Below are 19,148 nucleotides of genomic sequence, written 5' to 3' on the forward strand. Positions count from 1 at the left end.
CTACTCGGCGTCCTCGGTCTGCGGCGTCGCCCCATGGCGACGCGCTTCGCTCGCGGATGAGCCTTCGGCGGGCGCTCCACCGGGTGCTCGCGACTGCTCTCGAACCGCTGTCGTGTTGCCGGTCCCAGGCGTCAGGAAGCGCCGGCGGCTTTCCGCCCAGGCGCGCAAGCATGCGGGATCGCGCGGACCGGCCTCTCCGAGACTCTGACAACGGAACAGCTCGGCGTTCAGTGGGTCCACGGCGTTTGTCTGTGCCGGACGAGCGGGCTCCATCTCCGGCCGCTCCTCCTTCCGGGTCAGCTCGACGACCGTCGCGGTGATTGCGACGGCAACGAAGGGGACGGCGCCGAGCCGGGCGAGCATCTTTCCGTCCATAGCGTGGCCTCAGTTTCCTGCGGGGAACATGCTGGCGTTGCCGGGCTGGTAGCCGGAGCCGGGCGTGAGAAACCTCCGGCGCTGCTCGCGGCCCTGGTCCGCGGCGGCCGCGCGCTCGGCTTCTGCGAGCGCACGGGCGCGGCCGTCAGCGGCCACAACGGCGGTGAGGTCCGCGAGCTGTTGCGCTTGAAGGGCGAGGATCTGGTTGCCAGCCTGGGCGGCTTGCAGGGCGCCGGTCGCACCCTGGCTCTGGCCGACGAGCGCTGACATCTCGGTGCGGTTGGTGTCGAGGTTGCCGACCACCGTCGCCTGCACGCGCATCGCGTCCTGCAAGCCGCCCACGGTGTTCTGCCATCGGGTGCGCGCGTCGGCGATGAGCTGCTGGTCGGACGCGGACAGCGAGGCACCGCCATACGTCGTCTGAAACGCCTGGTCGATCTGCTGGACGTCGAAGGCGATGTTCTGCGCTTGGCCGAGGAGCTGCTGGGTCCGCTGGATCGATTGTTGCAGCCGCTGGAGCGAGGAGTACGGCAGGCTGGCGAGATTCCTTGCTTGGTTGATCAACATCTGGGCTTCGTTCTGAAGCGACGTGATCTGATTGTTGATCTGCTCAAGCGCGCGTGCCGCCTGAAGCACGTTCTGCACGTAGTTCGTCGGGTCGTAGACGATCCACTGCGCCGACGCGGGCGTGATCACCGGCGGTACAAGCGACATTGGAAGCGAGAAGATGGTGGCGGCGAGGAGTGCCGCGCGCGAGCGGGATTTGCGGGTGCTCATCGTTGAGCCTCCTTTGAGGGTTCGGGGAGGAGCGTCGGGAAGTTAGGAAGGAGATCGATGGCCCAGCTCACGCCACGAGCTTCGAGCCACGCAGGGAGAAACCCCTCCCGGCCGTGCTCAGCCAGGATGCTGGCAATCAGCGCCTGATCATCCCTTGCGGACGCAGCGCAGAGGGCGAGGCCGACGTCGGAGAGACCCAGCTCGAAAAGGCGATTGCCGCTTCGGGATTGGCAGTAGTAGTCTCGTTTCGGCGTGGCTCGCGCGAGAATCTCGATCTGGCGATCATTGAGCCCAAACCGGCGATAAATGCTGGTGATCTGCGGTTCGATCGCCCGGTCGTTGGGCAACAGCAGCCGCGTGTGGCAACTGTCGACGATTTCGGCAGCGATCGTGCTCTTCTCGATCTGTGCAAGCGACTGGGTTGCGAAGACGACCGACGCGTTCTTCTTGCGGAGCGTGACCAGCCACTCGGTGAGCTGCTTGGCAAATCCGGGATCGTTTAGCGCCAGCCACCCCTCGTCGATGATGAGCAGGGTTGGCGAGCCGTCGAGCCTGTCGGAGATGCGATGAAACAGGTAAGACAGGACGGCCGGCGCGCCTCCGCTCCCGACAAGGCCTTCGATCTCGAAGGCTAGAACAGCGGCCGAACCCAAATGCTCAAATTCCGCGTCCAGCAGCCGGCCATAGGGGCCTCCGACGCAATAGGGTCGAATTGCTTGCTTGAGGTCGTTCGATTGGAGCAGCACCGTCAGGCCGGTAATGGTCCGCTCCTCGACAGGGGCGGAGGCAAGCGAGGTCAGCCCCGTCCAGATGTGCTCCTTGACTTCCGGGGTAATCGTGACGCCTTCGCGCATCAGAATGGCGACGATCCAGTCGGCTGCCCAGGCCCGCTCATAGGTGTCATGGATGCGTGCGAGCGGCTGGAGAGAGACGGACGTTTCGGAACCTTCCGTGAGGCCGCCACCGAGGTCGTGCCAGTCTCCGCCCATTGCGAGTGCGGCGGCGCGGATCGAACCGCCGAAGTCAAATGCGAAGATCTGGCTGCGGTCGTAGCGGCGGAATTGCAGGGCCATCAACGCCAGCAACACCGATTTGCCGGAGCCGGTTGGCCCCACGATCAGCGTGTGGCCTACATCGCCGACGTGGAGCGAAAAGCGGAATGGCGTGCTTCCCTCGGTCTTGCCGAAGAACAGCGGCGGCGCTTTGAAGTGCTCATCTTGAGCGGGGCCGGCCCAGACGGCCGAGAGTGGAATCATGTGCGCCAAGTTGAGCGTGGAGATTGGCGGCTGCCGGACGTTGGCGTACAGATGGCCGGGCAGGCTCCCGAGCCAGGCGTCGACCGCGTTGACGGCCTCGATCATTGCAGTGAAGTCGCGGCTCTGGATCACCTTCTCGACGAGGCGCAGCTTCTCGTCGGCTAAGCGTGGATCGCCGTCCCACACGGTAATCGTAGCCGTCACGTAGGCCATGCCGGCGAGATCCGCGCCGAGTTCCTGAAGGGCCATGTCGGCGTCGGCGGCCTTGTTGGTGGCGTCGGTATCTACAAGGACCGACGCCTCATTCGTCATGACTTCCTTGACGATGGCCGCAATGCTTTTCCGCTTTGCGAACCATTGCCGCCTGATGCGGGTGAGCAGCTTGGTCGCGTCGGTCTTGTCGAGCAGGATCGCGCGTGTTGCCCAACGATAGGGGAATGCGAGCCGGTTCAGCTCGTCGAGGATGCCGGGCGTCGTCGCGGTCGGGAAGCCTACGATGGTGAGTGTGCGCAGGTGCTGATCGCCGAGACGAGGCTCAAGGCCCCCGGTGAGAGGCTGGTCGGCCAGCAGCGCATCGAGATACATCGGTGTCTCGGGAACACGGACACGATGGCGCTTGGTGGAAACGCAGGAATGCAGGTAGGTCAGCGTCTCGCTGTCATCCAGCCAACGGCATTCCTTCATGAAGCCGTGGAGCAGCGCGAGCACACGGTCGGTGCGGTCGACGAAGGCTCGCAGAATCTCGTGAGGGTCGACACCTGACCGTTCCCTTCCCTCGTAGAGCCAAGTCTCCGCGCGCGCGGCATCCTCGGCCGGCGGCAGCCAGGCGAACGTGAGGACGTAGCGGGACTCGAAATGTGCGCCTTCTTCCTCGAAATCAGCCTTGCGCTCGGCATCGAGCAACGCCGACGCGGAATCGGGAAAGATGCTGTCCGGATAGCGGTTGGAGGGGTAGCGCTGCGCCTCTACAAAAATCGCCCAGCCCGAACCGAGACGGCGGAAAGCGTTGTTAAGCCTTGCCGCCACGCCAACCAGTTCCGCTGCAACAGCGGAGTCCAGATCTGGACCGCGAAAGCTTGCGCTGCGTTGAAATGAGCCGTCCTTGTTCAGAACAACTCCTTGGCCAACAAGCGCGACCCAAGGCAGGAAATCTGCGAGGCGAGTAGCGGTGCGGCGATATTCGGCGAGGTTCATCATGGCAGGCTCAGACCGCGAGGAAGGAGGGGATGCGCAGATGCCGGCGGATCACTTCCACGAACATTGGATCGCGTTTGGCTGCCCATACGGCCGCGAAGTGGCCGGCAGCCCAGAGTCCGAGACCGACGAGCCAGAGCCGAAGGCCAAGGCCGAGAGCGGCCGCCAACGTGCCATTGAGGATCGCGATCGACCTCGGCGCGCCGCCGAGGAGGATATGGTCGGTCAGCGCCCGGTGAACGGGCACCGAGAAGCCTGGGACTTCTGCGTTGTCGGCAATGCCTGGCATCAGACGAGCACTCCGCCGCCGAAGCTGAAGAAGCTGAGAAAGAACGAGCTGGCTGCGAAAGCGATCGAGAGGCCGAAGACAATCTGAACGAGTCTCCGAAAGCCACCACTCGTGTCGCCGAACGCGAGGGTCAAGCCGGTAACGATGATGATGATCACCGCGATGATCTTCGCGACGGGTCCTTCGATCGACTGAAGGATTTGTTCAAGCGGCTGCTCCCACGGCATTGAGGAGCCAGAGGCATGTGCGGCCGGGGCGAGCGCGAGGCTGACGACAGCGGCCGCGGTTGCGGAGGCAAGATGACGACGAAGGTTCTGGAGCTTGTGGATCACGCACGATCTCCTGTGGCGGGCAAGGTTGCGGGGGTGACGTGGTAGTCGCCGTCGGCGGTCAGGCCGTGGACGTGCGCGAGCTCGGCGAGGCGGCGCAACGATCCGCGGCCGCTGAGGACAGCGACAAGGTCGATCGTCTCGGCGATTAGGGCACGAGGCACCGTGATCACCGCCTCTTGGATGAGCTGTTCGAGACGCCGCAGAGCCCCGATCGCTGTGCCGGCGTGAATGGTCCCGACGCCACCGGGATGCCCGGTGCCCCAAGCTTTCAGGAGGTCCAGGGCCTCGGCGCCGCGAACCTCGCCGATGGGGATGCGATCGGGCCGCAGGCGCAGAGAAGAGCGCACCAGGTCGGACAGCGTCGCGACGCCGTCCTTCGTGCGCATCGCCACGAGATTGGGCGCGCTGCACTGAAGCTCGCGCGTGTCCTCGATGAGAACGACGCGATCGGTCGATTTTGACACTTCTGCGAGGAGCGCGTTGGTGAGCGTAGTCTTGCCGGTGCTTGTTCCCCCGGCGACGAGAATGTTCCGGCGATCGGTGACCGCGTTGCGAAGAGTCTGCGCCTGCTCGGCCGACATGATGCTGGCCGCGACGTAGTCCTGCAGCGTGAAGATCGCGATGGCGGGCTTCCGAATTGCAAAGGCGGGCGCGGCCACGATAGGCGGCAGCAGGCCCTCGAAGCGCTCCCCCGTTCCGGGCAACTCTGCCGAGACCCGCGGACTTCCGGCGTGGACCTCTGCGCCGACATGGTGGGCGACGAGGCGGACGATGCGCTCTCCGTCGGCGGCCGACAGGCGCTCGCCTGTATCGGCGAGGCCTTCCGAGAGCCGGTCGATCCAGAGCCGCCCATCCGGGTTGAGCATCACCTCGACGATCGACGGGTCCTCCAGGAATCCGGCGACCGCTGGCCCTAGGGCCGTCCGCAGCATGCGCGTGCTGCGAAGTATCGCCTCTGTTTGCTGGAAGGAATTCGCCATGTCGTCCCCGTTCTGCGCGGGACCACTTGAGAGCAGCCCTGGATCGGGGATGAGTAGAAGGGGCAGAAATTCGGGCGACGCAACAACCGGAATGTGGTCGTCGTACTGTGGCGTGCAAATACAGGGAAACGGCGAAACGGCAGAAGTCTAGTGACTCGGCCCGCGCGCTCTATTCGGCTGGGGAGTCGCCCGGGACGTCTTCGGAGACCTCTTGACGCAGGCGAGGTCCCTTGGCGAGGCGGCGACCGAGCGCAGCGACGAACGCATCGTAGCGTTCGCCTGCTTGTGCGCGGGCGGCCGCCTGGGCCGGCTCAGGCAGCGGCGGGTTCGTCATCAACCAGTTCCGGACGAACACTGCGAGCGTCTCCACCGCAATCCCCAGATCCCGTTCGAGGCGCGTCATACGCCTGTCGAGCTGATCGAGGCGCTTCGCAATAGCAGCTTCCTGTCGCTCGGCAGCGTCAGGTGATAGGAAAGAGGCGATCGCTGCTTCGGCGATTAGCGACCGCGACTGGCCACGGCGCGCCGCATACTCGGCGAGGGATTTGGTGACGGCCGGTTCAAGATAGACCGAGAGCCGCTGCTTTTTGCCTGGATTTGCCATCGGCTGCCTAAAGTTCCATGCCATCGTTCGGATCGAGGGACACTTGTCGCGCGATGCCTTGCATGAGGCGGTTCACACGGCTCAGGCGTGCAGTGTCGTCCGCATCGTCGTCGACCTGGTCGATTTCGAACTCGTTTTCCATGGGAAGTTTCCTCTCCACCGGGCTCGTGCGGTTCTGCTCGGGCTGCCGCCGCTTCTCGGAGCCGGTTGGGTCTTCGCCTTCGCTGCTGCCGTTCGCCGATCCCACCAATTCAAGGGCGGGGCGCGGTGGGACGGGCATGGACGTCCACTCATTCGACTGCGGGTCGGATGCCTTTGCGGTCTCCGGAGGCGGAAGGATGCGATCTTGAAAGCGGCGATCCTCAAAGTACCGCGCCTTCCGGGCGCGAATGGGTGGCGTGCCGGCAACCATGACGATTTCGTCCGTCGGCGAGAGCTGCATGATCTCACCCGGCGTAAGCAGCGGTCGCGCAGTTTCTGATCGCGACACCATCAGGTGGCCGAGCCAGGGACTCAGGCGATGGCCGGCATAGTTGCGCATTGCGCGCATCTCGGTCGCTGTGCCGAGTGCGTCGCTGACCCTTTTGGCGGTCCTTTCGTCGTTCGTAGCAAAGCTCACCCTCACATGACAGTTGTCGAGGATCGAGTTGTTTGGCCCGTAGGCCTTCTCGATTTGGTTCAGCGATTGCGCGATCAAGAACGACTTCAAGCCGTAACCCGCCATGAAGGCCAACGCGCTCTCGAAAAAATCCAAGCGGCCAAGCGCGGGAAACTCATCGAGCATGAGAAGCAGCCGGTGGCGGCGCCCTTTCGCACGCAGGTCTTCCGTCAGGCGCCGTCCGATTTGGTTCAGGACCAGCCGGATGAGAGGCTTGGTGCGCGCGATGTCTGACGGTGGCACAACGAGGTAGAGCGTCGTTGGTCGCGCGTCGCCCACAATGTCGGTGATCCGCCAGTCACACCGGCGCGTAACAGCGGCGACCACGGGATCGCGGTACAAGCCCAAGAACGACATGGCCGTGCTCAGAACGCCGCTTCGTTCGTTGTCAGACTTGTTGAGCAGCTCCCTGGCGGCGCTTGCGATGACTGGATGTGATCCGGCCTCCCCGAGATGCGGGGTCTTCATCATCGCGGCAAGCGTTGACTCGATCGGGCGCCGCGGATCGGAGAGAAAGGATGCGACGCCGGCGAGCGTCTTGTCTTCCTCCGCATAGAGCACATGGAGGATGGCGCCGACCAGCAGCGCATGGGAGGTCTTCTCCCAATGATTCCTTTTCTCCAACGAGCCTTCGGGATCGACCAGGATGTCCGCGATGTTCTGGACGTCTCGGACCTCCCATTCTCCGCGCCGCACTTCGAGTAGCGGGTTGTAGGCGGAGGACTTCGCGTTGGTGGGATCGAACAGCAGAACGCGACCGTGTTGCGTGCGGAATCCGGAGGTGAGCTGCCAGTTCTCACCCTTGATGTCATGGACGATCGCGCTGCCGGGCCAGGTTAGCAGCGAGGGAATGACCAAGCCGACGCCCTTGCCAGAGCGGGTCGGCGCAAAGCAGAGGACGTGCTCGGGTCCGTCGTGCCGGAGATAGTCACGGCCGAGCCTTCCAAGCACGACCCCGTCGGGCCCGAGGAGGCCGGCTGCCTTGACCTCGTCAAGCCGCGCCCAACGGGCCGACCCATAGGTGTCCACGTTCTTGGCCTCACGCGCCCGCCACACTGACATCGCGATGGCGACGGCGATCGCGATGAAGCCACCGGATGCGGCGATGATCGCACCGCGCACGAAAATTGCTGGCGCGTAGGCGTCGTAGAAGTACCACCACATGAAGAATGATGGCGGGTAGTAGACCGGCCAGCCGAACAGATCGAACCACGGCTCGCCGAGCTGTGCCTGGAAACCCAACTGCCATGCCGTCCACTGCGTCGCTGCCCACGTGGTCGCCAGAATGATCAGCGAGACAACCAGAATTTGACCCCAGAGGATTTTCGTAGCTGACATCGTCGGCACTCCTTCTTTTCTGGCGCCTTCACAGGCCGAGCCCGCGCTTCCGGCCGAAGCTCCAATCGACCCCGCCGTCGCCGCGGGCGATACCGGAGATGTGGCGGCCGAGATTCCGTTCGAGTGAGGGCGACCACGGGACGAGCTGGAAGCCGAGCCCGTCATCGAGCATTGCGAAGCGACCGGATGCGAGGTCGAAGCGGCGGCGGTATGTGCCGGCGACATATTCGCCGGCAAACGGTTTGACGGCGGCTTGTCCTGTCTCGGCGCTCAGGCGTTCGCTCAGTGCTTCGAGTTCGCGCCCGCGCAGTGTTCCGATGAGGTTGCGGCTGAAACTCACGCCGCGCGCCTGGCGCTCGGCCAGGCCCTGACTGATGAGATGCTCGGCGCGGCGATCGAGCGCGTCGCGCACCTCGGCTCCGAAGCCACCGCCGCCAAGGGCCACCGGTTCGCGCGCAGTCGCTTGGCGGTCCAGCCAGGTGGCGCCGCTGGCAGTAATCTGCTGCTCGAGCGGGATGTCCGATCGAACTGCGAGCGCAACGCGTCGCCGGCCCTGCGCGTCATCAAACTTGCGCAGCTCGACGATCGAACCTGGGCCCGAGTCCCCAGCAGCATCGAGGTCGGCGAGCTTGATGTGATGGGTCCGGCCGTCGACTCCATCTATCACGGCATAGGCCGTGCCGTTCAGCTCGTCATCGAGACCACGCGCTATGAGACGACCAACGATCTGGTCGTCGAGGCTCTCTCCGGCGAGCACGTAACTCGAGGTGCCACGCTCGATATTGCGCTCGGCCAGTTCACGATGGATGCGCTTGATGATGTCGCCTCGCTCGCCAAGCTCGCGCAGAGTGGTTTCGGCATTCTCGACCATCACCCACTGGCCCGGGCCGATCTGATCGGCGAGGCCCAGAGCCTCCAGCTTGCGCAGCCGTCCGACTTTCAGGACGTGAAACTCGTCGGGCTGGCGATCAGGGCTCGGAGCGAGATCGATGACGCCTGTCCGATACGCGTCACGCGAGAGTTGCCGGTCGAGGTTGGTCCAGCGCTCCGACTCGACCTGACGTTCGAGGTTGCGCCGGATCTCTTGATCCGTGCGTGGGCCCAACTCCTGCGTCACGAGATCCTGTGCGCGAGCACGCATGCCCTCCTTGATGTAGTCGCGCGAGATCACGAGATCCTGGCCGTCGTCGGAGCGGCCGCGCAGGATGATGTGGACGTGGGGATTGTCGGTGTTCCAATGATCAATGCCCACCCAGTCCAGCTTGGTGCCGAGGTCCTTTTCCATCTGGCTCATCAGGTAGCGGGCGAAGATATTGAGGTCCGACATCTCGGTCGCATCCTCGGGCGAGACGATGAAGCGGAAGTGGTGGCGATCGTCCTCGCAACGCTCGGCAAACTCCTTGGCATCCAGGTCGTCGCCGCCGGGTCCGAAGAGGCGGGCCTTCTCCCCATCCCGGGTCACGCCTTCGCGGCGGAGATAGCTGAGGTGTGTTGCAAGCGGCGCCGAGCGAGCCGAATGGCGAACGACGCGGGTCTTGATGACCGTGATGCGCGAGCGGCTGGTGAGCAGACGGTTCGCCTGCACGGTCGCGTGGCGGCCACGTCCGAAGCGCGATCCCGCGCCGGAGCTGATGTTGCCCGAGCGTGAGACGTGACCGCCGGCCCGCTGCGCGGCCGCAAGCGCCTGCGCGATGAACGGCCGAGCGCGCTGGGCGCGCGTCGAGCGGATGCGGCCGGGGCGGATGCGGAACTCGTCCTCGACGCTCATAGCCACCGCTCCGCACATCGCGCTAACACTCTGACTGAACTGAGAGAGTGCCGAGGCCGCAGGCTGCGTCGACAAGGCGCACCTCGCGAATTCGGCTCGCAAGCTATTGAAAAACCACGACCGTCCTCGCGCGCACATCGCGCCTTTTTATCTCGCCCTCCTAATCGGTCGTATTTCCACTGCTCTTGCGGACATCGTCGTTCATCCTTCCCGATGCGAGAATATACTATGCTGTTCGCCACGGCACGCCTCCGCTCGCGGGCTTCGAGTTCCGATGCGCCTTGCACTCCTCCGCGCTCTGCGACGGGGTGTTCCGGCTGCACGTCGGCAGCGCTCGAACCGTCGCGGCGCACTTTTCCATCGGATTGACGGAGCATCGTCACAGGCAATCGAGCGCGGTCCGGCCGTCTTCCGATCGGCACAGCCGCAGGCAAGATAACGTGCGTTCCGTCGGTCCTGGTCTGCATCGGTCCTCATCCGCCGAGGGCGGATCTCCATGTTCAGAATGGCGTCCGTCAGCTGCGGGCGCGCTGCATGTCTCGTGTCAGCAAGTTGCTCATCGGTGGGCTCCCAGGAGCTTGCGATCCTTGGTGTGCGCCCGCTGCGCGGCGTCGGCAGTGCTCGCTGCCGGATCGCCGAGATAGAAGGTGCCGTCGCTCCACATGGCGTGCATGATGACGGCCAGTTTGCGGGCCACGGCGACGCACGCCTTGCGATGGCAGGAGCGCTTGGCGATCTCCTGGCCCCAGGCCTTCACCTTGTCCTTGCCCTTGAAGCGGGTCAGCAGTCCCGATGCCGCCTCGTAGAGCGCGCGGCGCACATCAGAGTCCCCAGCCTTTGAGATACGCCCCTGCACGTCGATCGATGTGCCCGACTGCCATCGCCTGGACGTCAGCCCGAAATAGGCGGCAACGTCGCGCGAGCGGCGGAAGCGGGACGGGTCGTCGATCGCCGTCATGAAGCTGAGCGCCGTCACCGGCCCGACGCCTGGGATCGCCATGAAGCGCCGGCACAGCTCGCTTTGCGCCACCAGCTTCACGACGAGATCGTGCAGCCGGCAATACTCCTTCCACAGCGCGGCGCGCGCCGACAGCATGGCGTCCATGAGCTCGCAGGACAGCGGATCGTCGGCCACCGCCTCCCGCACCGCCTGGTCGAACTTGCCGCGCGAGGTGCCACCGAGCTTGATCCCGAAGCTCTTCAGCGAGTGGCGGATGGCGTTCTCGAGATCGAGGAACTTGCGCTTCAGGTTGCGTCGATGCGTCAGCAGCAGGCGCATCCGGTAGCAGCTTTCCGTCTTCACGTGCGCCTGGCGGAACCAGCCTGTGCGCATGATGTGGGCGATCCCGAGGGCGTCCGCTGCGTCGGTCTTGTTGCGCTGGGCCGACATCGCGGCCCGCACATGCTGCGTCTCCAGGCAGATCGCCGGCAGGCCGAGCTTCTTGAGCTCGGGATGGAGCCAGGGCGACAGCGAGCCGGCCTCGTGGCCGACACGCTTCAATCGCCCAACGAAGGGCTTCAGCACCGCCAGCAACGCCTCCGGCTCGGTCGCCACCTTCACCGTCAGATGTACTTCACCGCGATCATCGACGACGCACACCGCCGTCTCCTCGATGGCCACGTCCAGCCCGCAAAAGAAGTCCATCACCCGCCTCCTGCGTTGCGTAACGCGGGAGATTTTACCGGGCGGCGAAGCTGTTGGTGGCGCGCTCTTCGGCGGGGAACCGTCCTGCCGATTACGGGCGGCAATCGTGCGGTCGTGCTTCCAAGCTCCTGCCTCAACGCACTCCATTCCACGCCTGAATACGCCATGACGCGAATGAGGGCGGCAGTCGTCATTGCGGCCTCTCGTTGCCGCCGCGTGCTACGAATAGAGCGGGTGAACGCGCTGAGAATGCGCTGGTGTCTTGCATTCGTGGCGCGTTCGGTCCGCTCTCGCGCTGACGCTCGGGATGCACTGCGGCTGCTTTTCCGACGTCATCAGAGCGTGCGACGAAGAGCGGGGCGCTCATCCAAGCAAGCGGATCAGCGCGCGTCGACGGCATTGCATACGGCGGCGGGTCAACCCCGAGAAGGGGTGCGATCGTGGCGACATAGGCCCGCGTCTCGGCCGGCAGATCACGCGTGCCCACAAGGTACTCGTCGTAACGCCGGGGCCCTGCATTGTAGGCGGCCAGCATGGCGCTGACATTGCCGTATCGGTCGTACATCTCGCGCAGGTACGCGGCGCCGGCGAGAATGTTGTCCCGCACATCGAAGGGGTCGCGACCAAGATCGTAGCGGGCGCGCAGCTCAAGCCAGGTTTCCGGCATGACTTGCATAAGGCCGATCGCGCCAGCAGAGGATACGGCGCGGATATCAAGTGCGCTTTCGGCGCGCATGACCGTGCGAATCCAGGACGCCGGAATGCGGAAGCGGCGCGAAGCCACGTCGATGTGGAGGACGATGGGGCTCGCCTGATCGGCGCTGGCGGACGGCACCACCTGAGCGCTGGCCGAACCGCTGATCGTGACTACCGAGAGCAGGCCGGTAAGGAGAAGAGCGGTGAGACGCCGGGCGGGCAAACGCCGCCCGGGCCTCATGATCCGCGTTGGTGAGGTGCAGCAGATGGGCATTCCGTCAGTCCCGCTCGGCGCGCTTCTGCGGACGTGTCCAATGCAAACCCCAGACGGACTTGCCCTCGCCCGATTGAAAGAGATTGGCGCGGATCGGCTGTCCGAGTGCGGGGTCGTCGATCTGGACCGAGACGTAGTCGCCAGCCTTCTCACCGGTGCGCTTCCAGCCTGCGCCGATCTCCGGGCCATCGCCGTCACCGAGATGCGCGCGATAGTCCGGCGCGTTCTCGGCGTCCGAATGTTCGGCCGGAACCAACACCATCTCGATGTCGAGTGAGAGCGTGCGGATGCGTCCGGAATAGCCATTCTTGGTGCGGGTGAACTCTCCGATCTGAGGCATTTCGGTCTCCTTGGTGGTGCGATGAGAGGGACGACAGTGCGCACCTTCACCGCGTCGGTGCGCGCCATTCGAACTGTCCGGTGCCTTCCTCATCGGTCCACAGCGGCAGCGCGCGGCCGACGATTGCGCTGGCGGGGAGCGGGCCGAAGTAGCGCCCGTCGAGGCTGTCCTCGACCCACCAGTTCATGAGGAAGACCTCGCCGTCGGCGATGCGGCGGCAGCCCTGCCAGATCGGCAGTTGCCGGCCGAGCCGGTCGCGCACCAGCGCATCGCCCATGTCGATGCCGTCGACTGTGACGTGCATGCCATGGCGGCAGACTTCTTGCCCCGGAAGCCCGGCAACACGTTTCAGGAGCGGCACGCCGCGCGGCAGGTAGTGGCGCTCAGCCAGGAAGGAGGAGAGCGGTTCAGGCGCGTTGACGACGACCAGGTCGGTGACCTCAAGCCGATCCGCCGACGCGATCGTATAGAAGCCAATCGGCATGCTGGCGGAAGCGTTCCAGATGAGTCGGGGCGTCACGGGGACGAAGGAGCCGACGCCGATCGACATCGTGGCGAAGTACGTGGTCATGACGTAGCCAAAGCGCGTCATGACTCGATCTCGCGGCGCAGTAGGATCGCGCGATGCTGCTCGACCGTGTAGGCGCGCGGCTCCTGCCCCGCAGTCAGCCTGTTGTGGACGTGCCGCCAATGATGCGGCGAGACCTCGCTTGGATCGATTCCAGCTGCCTCAATAGCGTCGATGACCTGGAGGACGCGCTCGACCTTCGGCCAGCTCTCCATCTTGAGGAGGATGTCGCCGCCCGGCCGCACGAAAGGCAGCGTGGAATAGCGTTCGCCCGGCGTGATCGTGCGCACGATGTCGATGCGCGAGATGACCGTGCCGTGGTCGTTCGAGGCCCAGCGAACGAAGGCGAAGACGCTGTTGGACGTGAAGCTCAGGACACGGCGGCGTCGGTCGAGGATCTGCTCATCCTTCTCCTTGCCGAAGCGAATCCAGTATTCGACCTTCTTCTCGATCCACGTCAGCTCGACGCGCGTGAGGCCGTCGACGGGAAGCGGCGACGGCACGAGACGCAGATGCGACGCGCCGGTCATGGCAGGTCTCCTTCGGCTGGAGGGAATTCGCGGACGAGCAGGTCGCGCAGCATGTCCGCGACGGTCAGGCCGCGCTGGAAGGCGACGATCTTGATGCGGCCGCGCAGCTCCGGCGTGATGTCGATCGTCAGCCGCGCGGTGAATGCGGCCGCGTCGCTGTTGCCGCTGGAGCGCGGTTCCGGCGCCTTGATCCAGCGTTCGGGGTCGGCCGGTCGCGCGATGAAGGCGCGTTTGGAAGAGCGCTCAGTCATCGCGCCATCCTCCCGACTTCGCTCGCAAGGGCAGTGATCTCGCGCGCCGCACTCGTTGCGTGGGCTTCCCAGACGAGGCGGCCGGATTGCGCGGCGTCGGCAAAGGCGACGCGCTGGCCGACATTGGAGGCGAGCAGCGGCGGATCGTGATCGGCGAGCGTGAGCGCCGTCTCGCGCGCGATGATCGTGCGTGCGCCGCGCCGATTGAGTACGAAGCGGGCGACGAGCTGTGGCCGGTAGACGCGCGCCTCGCTCAGCAGCGCGAGCATCTCGGCCGAGCCCCAGCCGTCGAACGGCGATGGCTGGACCGGGATCAGAATAATGTCGGCCGCGAGCAGCGCCGAGCGCATCAGCCCGGCGACGCGCGGCGGGCCATCGATGATGATGTGATGGACGTTGCGCGCGAGCTCGGGCGCTTCGCGATGAAGCGTGTCGCGCGCCAGGCCGATCACGCCGAACAGGCGCGGAAGGCTTTCGCGTGCGCGCTGCTGCGACCAGTCGAGGGCAGAGCCTTGTGGATCGGCGTCGATGACGGTGACGCGCTGGCCGCGGCGCGCCCACTCGCCGGCGAGGTGAAGATCGAGCGTCGTCTTCCCGACACCGCCCTTCTGGTTGAGCAGCGCGACAATCATGGGGCGCCCCGCTCTCGGCGGCGCTCATGCACAGGTGTGGATTTCGGAGCGGCCGTTAGAAAGATTCCGAAGGAATCTTGGTTAGAAGAGTTACGCCGCGCGCAATGCCTTGAATCGGCGTCAGGATTCGACGATGCCGGTCCCCGATAGCACGAGGATCGGGTCCCCGATGGCACGATAGGTTCGGTCCCCGATAGCACGCGACGATTCACAGCTTATCACCAGCGCGAGAGGGATCGCGCTGCCCCAGCGGAGCGAGGGCAGCGGGATCGATGGGAGCGAAGGCAAGGCGTTCAGGGCCATCCGGCGGCTGCTCGATGTTCAGCCGATAGCCGGGCAGTGTCTGGCGGCGAACGATATTGCGCAGGTCGTAGGCGAAATGCTTTAGCGGTGAGAGGCTGCCGGACTTCGCATGAAGATAGGCGACGTCGAAGCTCCAGCCGTGCTGCTGGCGGCCGCCATGCTTGCGCACAAGCCGATACAGCCAGCGCTCCAGCCCGCCGGTCAGGCGGAAGTAGGCCCGGTCGATCGTCAGCACGAGGGCGTCGTCGAGCACGGCCGCGTAGAACCAGTCCGGCACGATCAGCTCGAGGCCGAGCGGGCGGCCGTGTGGATCGGCCTTTTCTTTCCACTCGTTGATCCAGGAGAAGCGGTGCATCCGCCGCTCGTTCGGCTGGCGGATCGAAGTCGCGACCGTGGTCGATTGCAGGCGGTCGAGCGCGGCTTTGAGACGATCGTAGTCGCGTGCGCTCACCCCGCGGCCGATAAAGGAGAGAATCTCGTATGGCGTCGCCGCCATCAGGCGCGACGGTTTCAGGCCGAGGTCGCGCGCCTCGACGATCTGCGACGCTGCCCAGATCAGAACGTCGGCGTCCCAGATGGTCGCCAGGCCATGTTCTGCCACGGCCTCGACACGGATCACGATCGTGCCAGCTTTGAAGTCGATCGGCGTCAGTCTTTTTGATTTTGCGAGGGAGAAGAAGGGATATGCCATGAGGTCCTGCGCGTCGCGTGGAGCGAGGTCGCCGGGCAAGGCCCGGAAGAGATCGAGCTGCTCGCGCTCGCTGCTGCACCGCGCCGTTGACATTGGGGCTCAGCGATGGTGGGAGCGGGCTGGAACGGGAGAGGTGTGGCGCTTGGCCGGCAGTACGGATCCGCGAGGATCTGACGTGGACGTCACAGCGCCGCGATCGGCCCAGGCCTGCAAGTCTTCGAGCGCGTAGACGACGCGTCCGCCGAGTTTTCGATATGACGGGCCTGTGCCGTAGGTCCGATGCTTTTCAAGCGTGCGGCTCGACAGGCCGAGGTAGTTGGCGGCTTCCGGCGTCCGCAAGAAGCGTGGCGGCAATCCAGCGAGATTGTTCATGTCGCACCTCCGGGCGTTTGTTGAGGCTGCTGGTAATCAGCGGCGTCCGAAGGCCACGGTGGCGGAGAGGAACTGAGATGGGGGATGGCGAATTTGGGGTGGCCAAAAAAGGCACCCCCTGGCTTGGCGCTATAGCCTACGGCGACGCTTGAGCAGTGAGCGGTAGCCGCCGGCGGTCAGGGCCAGACCGTCTTTGACGAGGTCGATGGTCGCGTCGCGCAGGGCGGAGGTTTTCCAAGGCGTCTCGGCGATGCGGGATTGGCCGAAGATGGCTTCGGCAATCTGGCGGTAGCTCGCTCCTTCGCTGCGCCCGTCGACCGCCTGGAGCATGCGTCTTAGCCGGCGGCGCTGTTGCGCCGTAATGCGCGCGTCGGGGAGCAAGCGGTGGCTGTGCGCCATGCGCCAAAGCCTTGCGACCGCCTCGATCCGGTCAAGGCCGTCCGAGCCGAGAGGGAGGAGAGCAAAGACACGCTGACCAGCCGCAACCCCTGGCACAAGAAGGACACGGATCGAGAAAAGGCCGCGGCCGAGGGCGAGACTTACGCCACCATCGGAATCCGTATGGCTGGTTGCGGCATCTATCGTTGGCACAACGATGCTGTCTACGGTGGATGTCGCCGGCCATGAGCCCAGGATAACCGTGCCTGGGTCGGCTTCCGGTGACCAGAATACCGTGAGGTCTTTCGCTGACAGGCGCGGGTCAACCGGGAAAGCGCAACCCCCAGCGCTCGCGTACCTCGCGTGTCAAGTCTTTCAATTGGGTCGGACGGCGTTCGCCTCGCGAATAATCTTGCTGGTAGTTCGTGTTTCGCCGCAGCCATTCCCAGGCCAAGTCTGATGCGATCAGGCCGTCAACGTAGTCATACGATACTGACGAATGCCAATGCGATGTATCAGGTCTCATTTAGTCCCTCCCTCGGTCGCAGTTGCGGCTTGCGTCGAAGGAGCAACGATTATGGCTGAGGCGACACGAGTGAAGTCTGATTCTTGGCAGCAGATGATGCCGCGCCGGCATCACGGCTTTCATTCAGCGGTCTATCCGCGGAGCAGTAGTCTGTATCCGTGGTCGGCCATCCAGCGAGCGCGAGCCAAATGGGCACGGTGTACTCGGCTAGCACGCAACGGCTCCTTGTCCGGATCAATCCCGAAGAGCACGTGAACAGCCTCTCGCCAGTCGGCACCGCTTGAGTCGGCGTCGAGCAGGCGCATGTAGAGCTTCATGTGTGTTCGGTCATACCGTGTGAGCTCGTCGCTCTGCGGTGGTTCATCGACAAATGGGTTCTGTGTCAAGTGGCTCTCGCTACTCGATCATGGGCCGCGCAATCGGATTTGGCGCGAGTCGTGCCGCAATGCTACGGACTATGCTTCGAGCCTTTGACTTCAGTGTGAACAAGCATCACTCCTTCGCCTTGATCGGACGAGAGGAAGACTATGCCGCTGGTCTCGAGGGCGCGACGAACCTGGTCGCGCGTCGATTCGTAGACCGCGAGGTTGTTCTCTGATTCAAGGCGCTTGAGCGCCGTAAGAGAGACTCGGGCCTTGTCAGCGAGCGTCTCCTGTGTCCAACCCAGCAACGCGCGCGCGGCCCGCGATTGTCGGGCGGTGATCATGCATGATCACCTCCCATCGCCGGGCACACGCACGCCAGAACTACGACTATTTTAGTCGCTCTCGGCGACTGGCACCAGTAAAAAATCGCCGTGTTTTCCGTCAGCAACGGGGTGGCGGTGGGACTGATTCGGTCGCTCTAGCGAGCGAAAGCCCCGCCTGGCTGTCCCGGGCGGGGCCTGGAGCTCGCGCCTCACTCGCCGTTGCGGCGGTTCGGGCGGGACCAGATCAGGCTGTAGCCTTCGCCGTCCTCGTCGTCGAAGAGGTTGGCATAGATGGGAGCCGTGAACGACGGGTCGTCCAGCTTGAGACCCAGATAGTCGCGCCCCTCGTTGGAGCGCTTGGCCCATGCGGCGCCGATCTCGACGCGGCCCGCGAAGACGCGGTGGCTGGGGGCGTTCTCGCCCGAGCGGTTGGTCTCGGGGACGATGCGGACGTTCTTGGCCTGGACGCTGAGGGTGACGATCTGGCCGACGAACTCGTCGCCGGACTTCTTGAAGGTGCCAATGGTCGCCATGGTAGTTCTCCTTGATCTCTGTTTCGAGCCCGCACCATGCGGCCTCGATGGCGATCGGTTGGCCGGAGGCGATCGACGCCGCACCTGCCTGCGGGCCGGAGCACAGCGGAGGATGGCAGCCGAGAGACTTTCTTGTTTCGCGAGGAATGGGCGCAGCCCAGGGGAAGAAAGTCGATCAGCGCCATTGCGGCATAGGCGATCGAGGCGAAGCCGGCCTTCGGCCAGATCAGCCCATCAAAGAGGCCGCTGGGAGCGCTCGATCAGACAGAGGAGAAATCAAGGAGAACCTGGCGACACCGTCGTGCAACTGCGAAGGTCCGACGACGAGGGGGCCGTGCTTCACCATGTCGAGGCAAACGAGCGCCCCGCGTTAACGCTCCCGACGGAACAAGAAGTGGCGAGCGATCCGGCCACTGCCTTCGCAGGCGTCTCCGTTCGCTGCGCGGCCTTGGCCCGCATTTCAACGTGACGCGCCACCAGGAGCTCGCTCCTATCCCGGGAGTTCCGCAGCGAACTGCCAACTGACGTGGTGGAGTCGAAGGTTACAGCCTGATCTGGTGATGCCGCGCGGGCTCGAATGGCGTCAGGCGCGAACCACGCCCTGACCGGGCGGGGCCAGCGCCGCAAGGCGAGCGAAGGCAGTAATGGCGACGACGATCGCGCTGACAACCGAAAAGGGGATCTGCCACGTTGCGGAAGGCATGGTGTGCTTCACGATGCCATGGGCTGCGTGATAGCCGGCGATGGCCGCTGGCGCCACGAAGACCGCTGCGATCATGAGGCGGAGCCAGAGCGGCTTGACGAAAATGAGCAGAAAGTGGCCGATGAGGAGCGTTGCGAGACCGGCAATGATCCCAACGGCGATTCCTCCGAGCCAGCCAGCGCCGGTGCCGTAGGCCCAAACGCCTGCCGTCACGCCGGCGAACAGCGGTAGCGCGTAGACGGCGAGGTAGAACAACAGACAGCAGATCACGCCGATGGCGGCGATGCTGGCGAGGATGCTGATGACAATCATAATGGTGGCCTCCGTGAGAAGCATCTGACGGTCGCGCCTTCCACCACCACCACGGCGCGAACGGATATTATAGCGAAGAAGAGAAGGCCGCGGCGAACCGAATTCGCCGCGGCGCTCTGATTGAGGCAGGTGTTG

Annotated in this window: 25 protein-coding genes; 1 reads left to right on the forward strand and 24 read right to left on the reverse strand. The window is 64.7% G+C overall.

The window, feature by feature from the left end:
- From trbK-alt to V5F63_RS19650, 19 genes are all read right to left on the reverse strand, one after another.
- A complete protein-coding gene (gene trbK-alt / locus V5F63_RS19560; protein ID WP_394100522.1) occupies positions 1–375 on the reverse strand; it encodes a putative entry exclusion protein TrbK-alt in 375 nt (124 codons plus the stop codon).
- Between the two features lie 9 nt (positions 376–384).
- Entirely contained in the window at positions 385–1,152 is a 768-nt protein-coding gene (gene trbJ / locus V5F63_RS19565) for a P-type conjugative transfer protein TrbJ (protein ID WP_394100521.1), read from the reverse strand.
- Entirely contained in the window at positions 1,149–3,605 is a 2,457-nt protein-coding gene (gene trbE, locus V5F63_RS19570; protein ID WP_394100520.1) for a conjugal transfer protein TrbE, read from the reverse strand. Before trbE ends, trbJ begins: the two co-directional genes overlap by 4 nt.
- Before the next feature lie 7 nt (positions 3,606–3,612).
- The gene (locus V5F63_RS19575; protein ID WP_183858149.1) at positions 3,613–3,891 is read right to left on the reverse strand and encodes a VirB3 family type IV secretion system protein; all 279 of its coding nucleotides are present in this window, start codon (positions 3,889–3,891) and stop codon (positions 3,613–3,615) included.
- Entirely contained in the window at positions 3,891–4,220 is a 330-nt protein-coding gene (locus V5F63_RS19580; protein WP_425502094.1) for a TrbC/VirB2 family type IV secretion system protein, read from the reverse strand. Before V5F63_RS19580 ends, V5F63_RS19575 begins: the two co-directional genes overlap by 1 nt.
- On the reverse strand, positions 4,220–5,203 hold the full coding sequence (gene trbB / locus V5F63_RS19585) for a P-type conjugative transfer ATPase TrbB (RefSeq protein ID WP_394100519.1): 984 nt from the start codon (positions 5,201–5,203) through the stop codon (positions 4,220–4,222). The genes V5F63_RS19580 and trbB overlap by 1 nt, the downstream gene beginning before the upstream one ends.
- A 169-nt stretch (positions 5,204–5,372) precedes the next feature.
- On the reverse strand, positions 5,373–5,807 hold the full coding sequence (locus V5F63_RS19590) for a ribbon-helix-helix protein, CopG family (RefSeq protein ID WP_129608423.1): 435 nt from the start codon (positions 5,805–5,807) through the stop codon (positions 5,373–5,375).
- A 7-nt stretch (positions 5,808–5,814) separates the two neighbouring features.
- Positions 5,815–7,803 (reverse strand): conjugal transfer protein TraG, encoded by a 1,989-nt coding sequence (locus tag V5F63_RS19595; protein ID WP_394100518.1) that lies wholly within the window; start codon positions 7,801–7,803, stop codon positions 5,815–5,817.
- A gap of 28 nt (positions 7,804–7,831) precedes the next feature.
- Complete coding sequence (locus V5F63_RS19600; protein WP_394100517.1) at positions 7,832–9,571, reverse strand: relaxase/mobilization nuclease domain-containing protein; 1,740 nt, start codon at positions 9,569–9,571, stop codon at positions 7,832–7,834.
- 556 nt (positions 9,572–10,127) lie between these two features.
- Positions 10,128–11,216 (reverse strand): IS110 family RNA-guided transposase, encoded by a 1,089-nt coding sequence (locus tag V5F63_RS19605; RefSeq protein ID WP_012112611.1) that lies wholly within the window; start codon positions 11,214–11,216, stop codon positions 10,128–10,130.
- Between the two features lie 190 nt (positions 11,217–11,406).
- Positions 11,407–12,186 (reverse strand): lytic transglycosylase domain-containing protein, encoded by a 780-nt coding sequence (locus V5F63_RS19610; RefSeq protein WP_394103033.1) that lies wholly within the window; start codon positions 12,184–12,186, stop codon positions 11,407–11,409.
- A 4-nt stretch (positions 12,187–12,190) separates the two neighbouring features.
- The gene (locus tag V5F63_RS19615; RefSeq protein WP_394103032.1) at positions 12,191–12,526 is read right to left on the reverse strand and encodes a DUF736 domain-containing protein; all 336 of its coding nucleotides are present in this window, start codon (positions 12,524–12,526) and stop codon (positions 12,191–12,193) included.
- A 46-nt stretch (positions 12,527–12,572) separates the two neighbouring features.
- Positions 12,573–13,118, reverse strand: a complete 546-nt coding sequence (locus tag V5F63_RS19620) for a S26 family signal peptidase (protein ID WP_394103031.1) — start codon at positions 13,116–13,118, stop codon at positions 12,573–12,575.
- Complete coding sequence (locus V5F63_RS19625) at positions 13,115–13,624, reverse strand: DUF2840 domain-containing protein (protein WP_394103030.1); 510 nt, start codon at positions 13,622–13,624, stop codon at positions 13,115–13,117. The genes V5F63_RS19620 and V5F63_RS19625 overlap by 4 nt, the downstream gene beginning before the upstream one ends.
- Entirely contained in the window at positions 13,621–13,875 is a 255-nt protein-coding gene (locus V5F63_RS19630) for a ribbon-helix-helix protein (RefSeq protein WP_394103029.1), read from the reverse strand. Before V5F63_RS19630 ends, V5F63_RS19625 begins: the two co-directional genes overlap by 4 nt.
- Positions 13,872–14,507 (reverse strand): ParA family partition ATPase, encoded by a 636-nt coding sequence (gene parA / locus V5F63_RS19635; protein WP_394103028.1) that lies wholly within the window; start codon positions 14,505–14,507, stop codon positions 13,872–13,874. Before parA ends, V5F63_RS19630 begins: the two co-directional genes overlap by 4 nt.
- Before the next feature lie 208 nt (positions 14,508–14,715).
- Positions 14,716–15,594, reverse strand: coding sequence for a replication initiator protein A (locus V5F63_RS19640; RefSeq protein ID WP_394103027.1), 879 nt, complete (start codon positions 15,592–15,594; stop codon positions 14,716–14,718).
- A 6-nt stretch (positions 15,595–15,600) separates the two neighbouring features.
- Entirely contained in the window at positions 15,601–15,873 is a 273-nt protein-coding gene (locus tag V5F63_RS19645; protein WP_183858138.1) for a helix-turn-helix transcriptional regulator, read from the reverse strand.
- Between the two features lie 129 nt (positions 15,874–16,002).
- Entirely contained in the window at positions 16,003–16,272 is a 270-nt protein-coding gene (locus V5F63_RS19650; RefSeq protein ID WP_394103026.1) for a DUF2285 domain-containing protein, read from the reverse strand.
- On the opposite strand from V5F63_RS19650, the gene V5F63_RS19655 reads away from it, so the two are divergent.
- Positions 16,258–16,500: a hypothetical protein gene (locus tag V5F63_RS19655; protein WP_394103025.1), complete on the forward strand. Its 243-nt coding sequence runs from the start codon at positions 16,258–16,260 to the stop codon at positions 16,498–16,500. The two genes, V5F63_RS19650 and V5F63_RS19655, sit on opposite strands and share 15 nt — an antisense overlap.
- Positions 16,501–16,573: 73 nt before the next feature.
- Here the strand turns inward: V5F63_RS19655 and V5F63_RS19660 are convergent, their stop codons facing one another.
- The 5 genes from V5F63_RS19660 to V5F63_RS19680 all read right to left on the reverse strand — a co-directional run bounded on the left by V5F63_RS19660 (position 16,574) and on the right by V5F63_RS19680 (position 19,013).
- Complete coding sequence (locus tag V5F63_RS19660; RefSeq protein WP_246429874.1) at positions 16,574–16,777, reverse strand: transcriptional regulator domain-containing protein; 204 nt, start codon at positions 16,775–16,777, stop codon at positions 16,574–16,576.
- Between the two features lie 131 nt (positions 16,778–16,908).
- Positions 16,909–17,163 carry a DNA -binding domain-containing protein gene (locus V5F63_RS19665; protein ID WP_394103024.1) on the reverse strand — a complete coding sequence of 85 codons (255 nt, stop codon included), beginning with the start codon at positions 17,161–17,163 and terminating at the stop codon, positions 16,909–16,911.
- A gap of 62 nt (positions 17,164–17,225) precedes the next feature.
- Positions 17,226–17,483 carry a helix-turn-helix domain-containing protein gene (locus V5F63_RS19670; RefSeq protein WP_183858135.1) on the reverse strand — a complete coding sequence of 86 codons (258 nt, stop codon included), beginning with the start codon at positions 17,481–17,483 and terminating at the stop codon, positions 17,226–17,228.
- A 191-nt stretch (positions 17,484–17,674) separates the two neighbouring features.
- Positions 17,675–17,998, reverse strand: coding sequence for a DUF736 domain-containing protein (locus V5F63_RS19675; protein WP_183858134.1), 324 nt, complete (start codon positions 17,996–17,998; stop codon positions 17,675–17,677).
- Between the two features lie 583 nt (positions 17,999–18,581).
- Complete coding sequence (locus V5F63_RS19680; protein ID WP_394103023.1) at positions 18,582–19,013, reverse strand: hypothetical protein; 432 nt, start codon at positions 19,011–19,013, stop codon at positions 18,582–18,584.
- Positions 19,014–19,148: the final 135 nt, after the last annotated feature.

Origin of the sequence: Xanthobacter wiegelii (assembly GCF_043193855.2) — a bacterium.
GTDB lineage: Bacteria > Pseudomonadota > Alphaproteobacteria > Rhizobiales > Xanthobacteraceae > Xanthobacter > Xanthobacter flavus_A.

What these genes read in the sequence shown, in the direction of transcription:
- V5F63_RS19670 (WP_183858135.1), bottom strand. Translation starts at nt 17,483, where the DNA reads ATGATCACCGCCCGACAATCGCGGGCCGCGCGCGCGTTGCTGGGTTGG.
- trbK-alt (WP_394100522.1), bottom strand. Translation starts at nt 375, where the DNA reads ATGGACGGAAAGATGCTCGCCCGGCTCGGCGCCGTCCCCTTCGTTGCC.
- V5F63_RS19610 (WP_394103033.1), bottom strand. Translation starts at nt 12,186, where the DNA reads ATGCCCATCTGCTGCACCTCACCAACGCGGATCATGAGGCCCGGGCGG.
- V5F63_RS19675 (WP_183858134.1), bottom strand. Translation starts at nt 17,998, where the DNA reads ATGGCGACCATTGGCACCTTCAAGAAGTCCGGCGACGAGTTCGTCGGC.
- trbJ (WP_394100521.1), bottom strand. Translation starts at nt 1,152, where the DNA reads ATGAGCACCCGCAAATCCCGCTCGCGCGCGGCACTCCTCGCCGCCACC.
- V5F63_RS19595 (WP_394100518.1), bottom strand. Translation starts at nt 7,803, where the DNA reads ATGTCAGCTACGAAAATCCTCTGGGGTCAAATTCTGGTTGTCTCGCTG.
- V5F63_RS19575 (WP_183858149.1), bottom strand. Translation starts at nt 3,891, where the DNA reads ATGCCAGGCATTGCCGACAACGCAGAAGTCCCAGGCTTCTCGGTGCCC.
- V5F63_RS19630 (WP_394103029.1), bottom strand. Translation starts at nt 13,875, where the DNA reads ATGACTGAGCGCTCTTCCAAACGCGCCTTCATCGCGCGACCGGCCGAC.
- V5F63_RS19605 (WP_012112611.1), bottom strand. Translation starts at nt 11,216, where the DNA reads ATGGACTTCTTTTGCGGGCTGGACGTGGCCATCGAGGAGACGGCGGTG.
- V5F63_RS19600 (WP_394100517.1), bottom strand. Translation starts at nt 9,571, where the DNA reads ATGAGCGTCGAGGACGAGTTCCGCATCCGCCCCGGCCGCATCCGCTCG.
- V5F63_RS19590 (WP_129608423.1), bottom strand. Translation starts at nt 5,807, where the DNA reads ATGGCAAATCCAGGCAAAAAGCAGCGGCTCTCGGTCTATCTTGAACCG.
- trbB (WP_394100519.1), bottom strand. Translation starts at nt 5,203, where the DNA reads ATGGCGAATTCCTTCCAGCAAACAGAGGCGATACTTCGCAGCACGCGC.
- V5F63_RS19615 (WP_394103032.1), bottom strand. Translation starts at nt 12,526, where the DNA reads ATGCCTCAGATCGGAGAGTTCACCCGCACCAAGAATGGCTATTCCGGA.
- V5F63_RS19660 (WP_246429874.1), bottom strand. Translation starts at nt 16,777, where the DNA reads ATGAGACCTGATACATCGCATTGGCATTCGTCAGTATCGTATGACTAC.
- V5F63_RS19650 (WP_394103026.1), bottom strand. Translation starts at nt 16,272, where the DNA reads ATGGCGCACAGCCACCGCTTGCTCCCCGACGCGCGCATTACGGCGCAA.
- trbE (WP_394100520.1), bottom strand. Translation starts at nt 3,605, where the DNA reads ATGATGAACCTCGCCGAATATCGCCGCACCGCTACTCGCCTCGCAGAT.
- V5F63_RS19680 (WP_394103023.1), bottom strand. Translation starts at nt 19,013, where the DNA reads ATGATTGTCATCAGCATCCTCGCCAGCATCGCCGCCATCGGCGTGATC.
- V5F63_RS19625 (WP_394103030.1), bottom strand. Translation starts at nt 13,624, where the DNA reads ATGACCGGCGCGTCGCATCTGCGTCTCGTGCCGTCGCCGCTTCCCGTC.
- parA (WP_394103028.1), bottom strand. Translation starts at nt 14,507, where the DNA reads ATGATTGTCGCGCTGCTCAACCAGAAGGGCGGTGTCGGGAAGACGACG.
- V5F63_RS19645 (WP_183858138.1), bottom strand. Translation starts at nt 15,873, where the DNA reads ATGAACAATCTCGCTGGATTGCCGCCACGCTTCTTGCGGACGCCGGAA.
- V5F63_RS19620 (WP_394103031.1), bottom strand. Translation starts at nt 13,118, where the DNA reads ATGACGCGCTTTGGCTACGTCATGACCACGTACTTCGCCACGATGTCG.
- V5F63_RS19640 (WP_394103027.1), bottom strand. Translation starts at nt 15,594, where the DNA reads ATGTCAACGGCGCGGTGCAGCAGCGAGCGCGAGCAGCTCGATCTCTTC.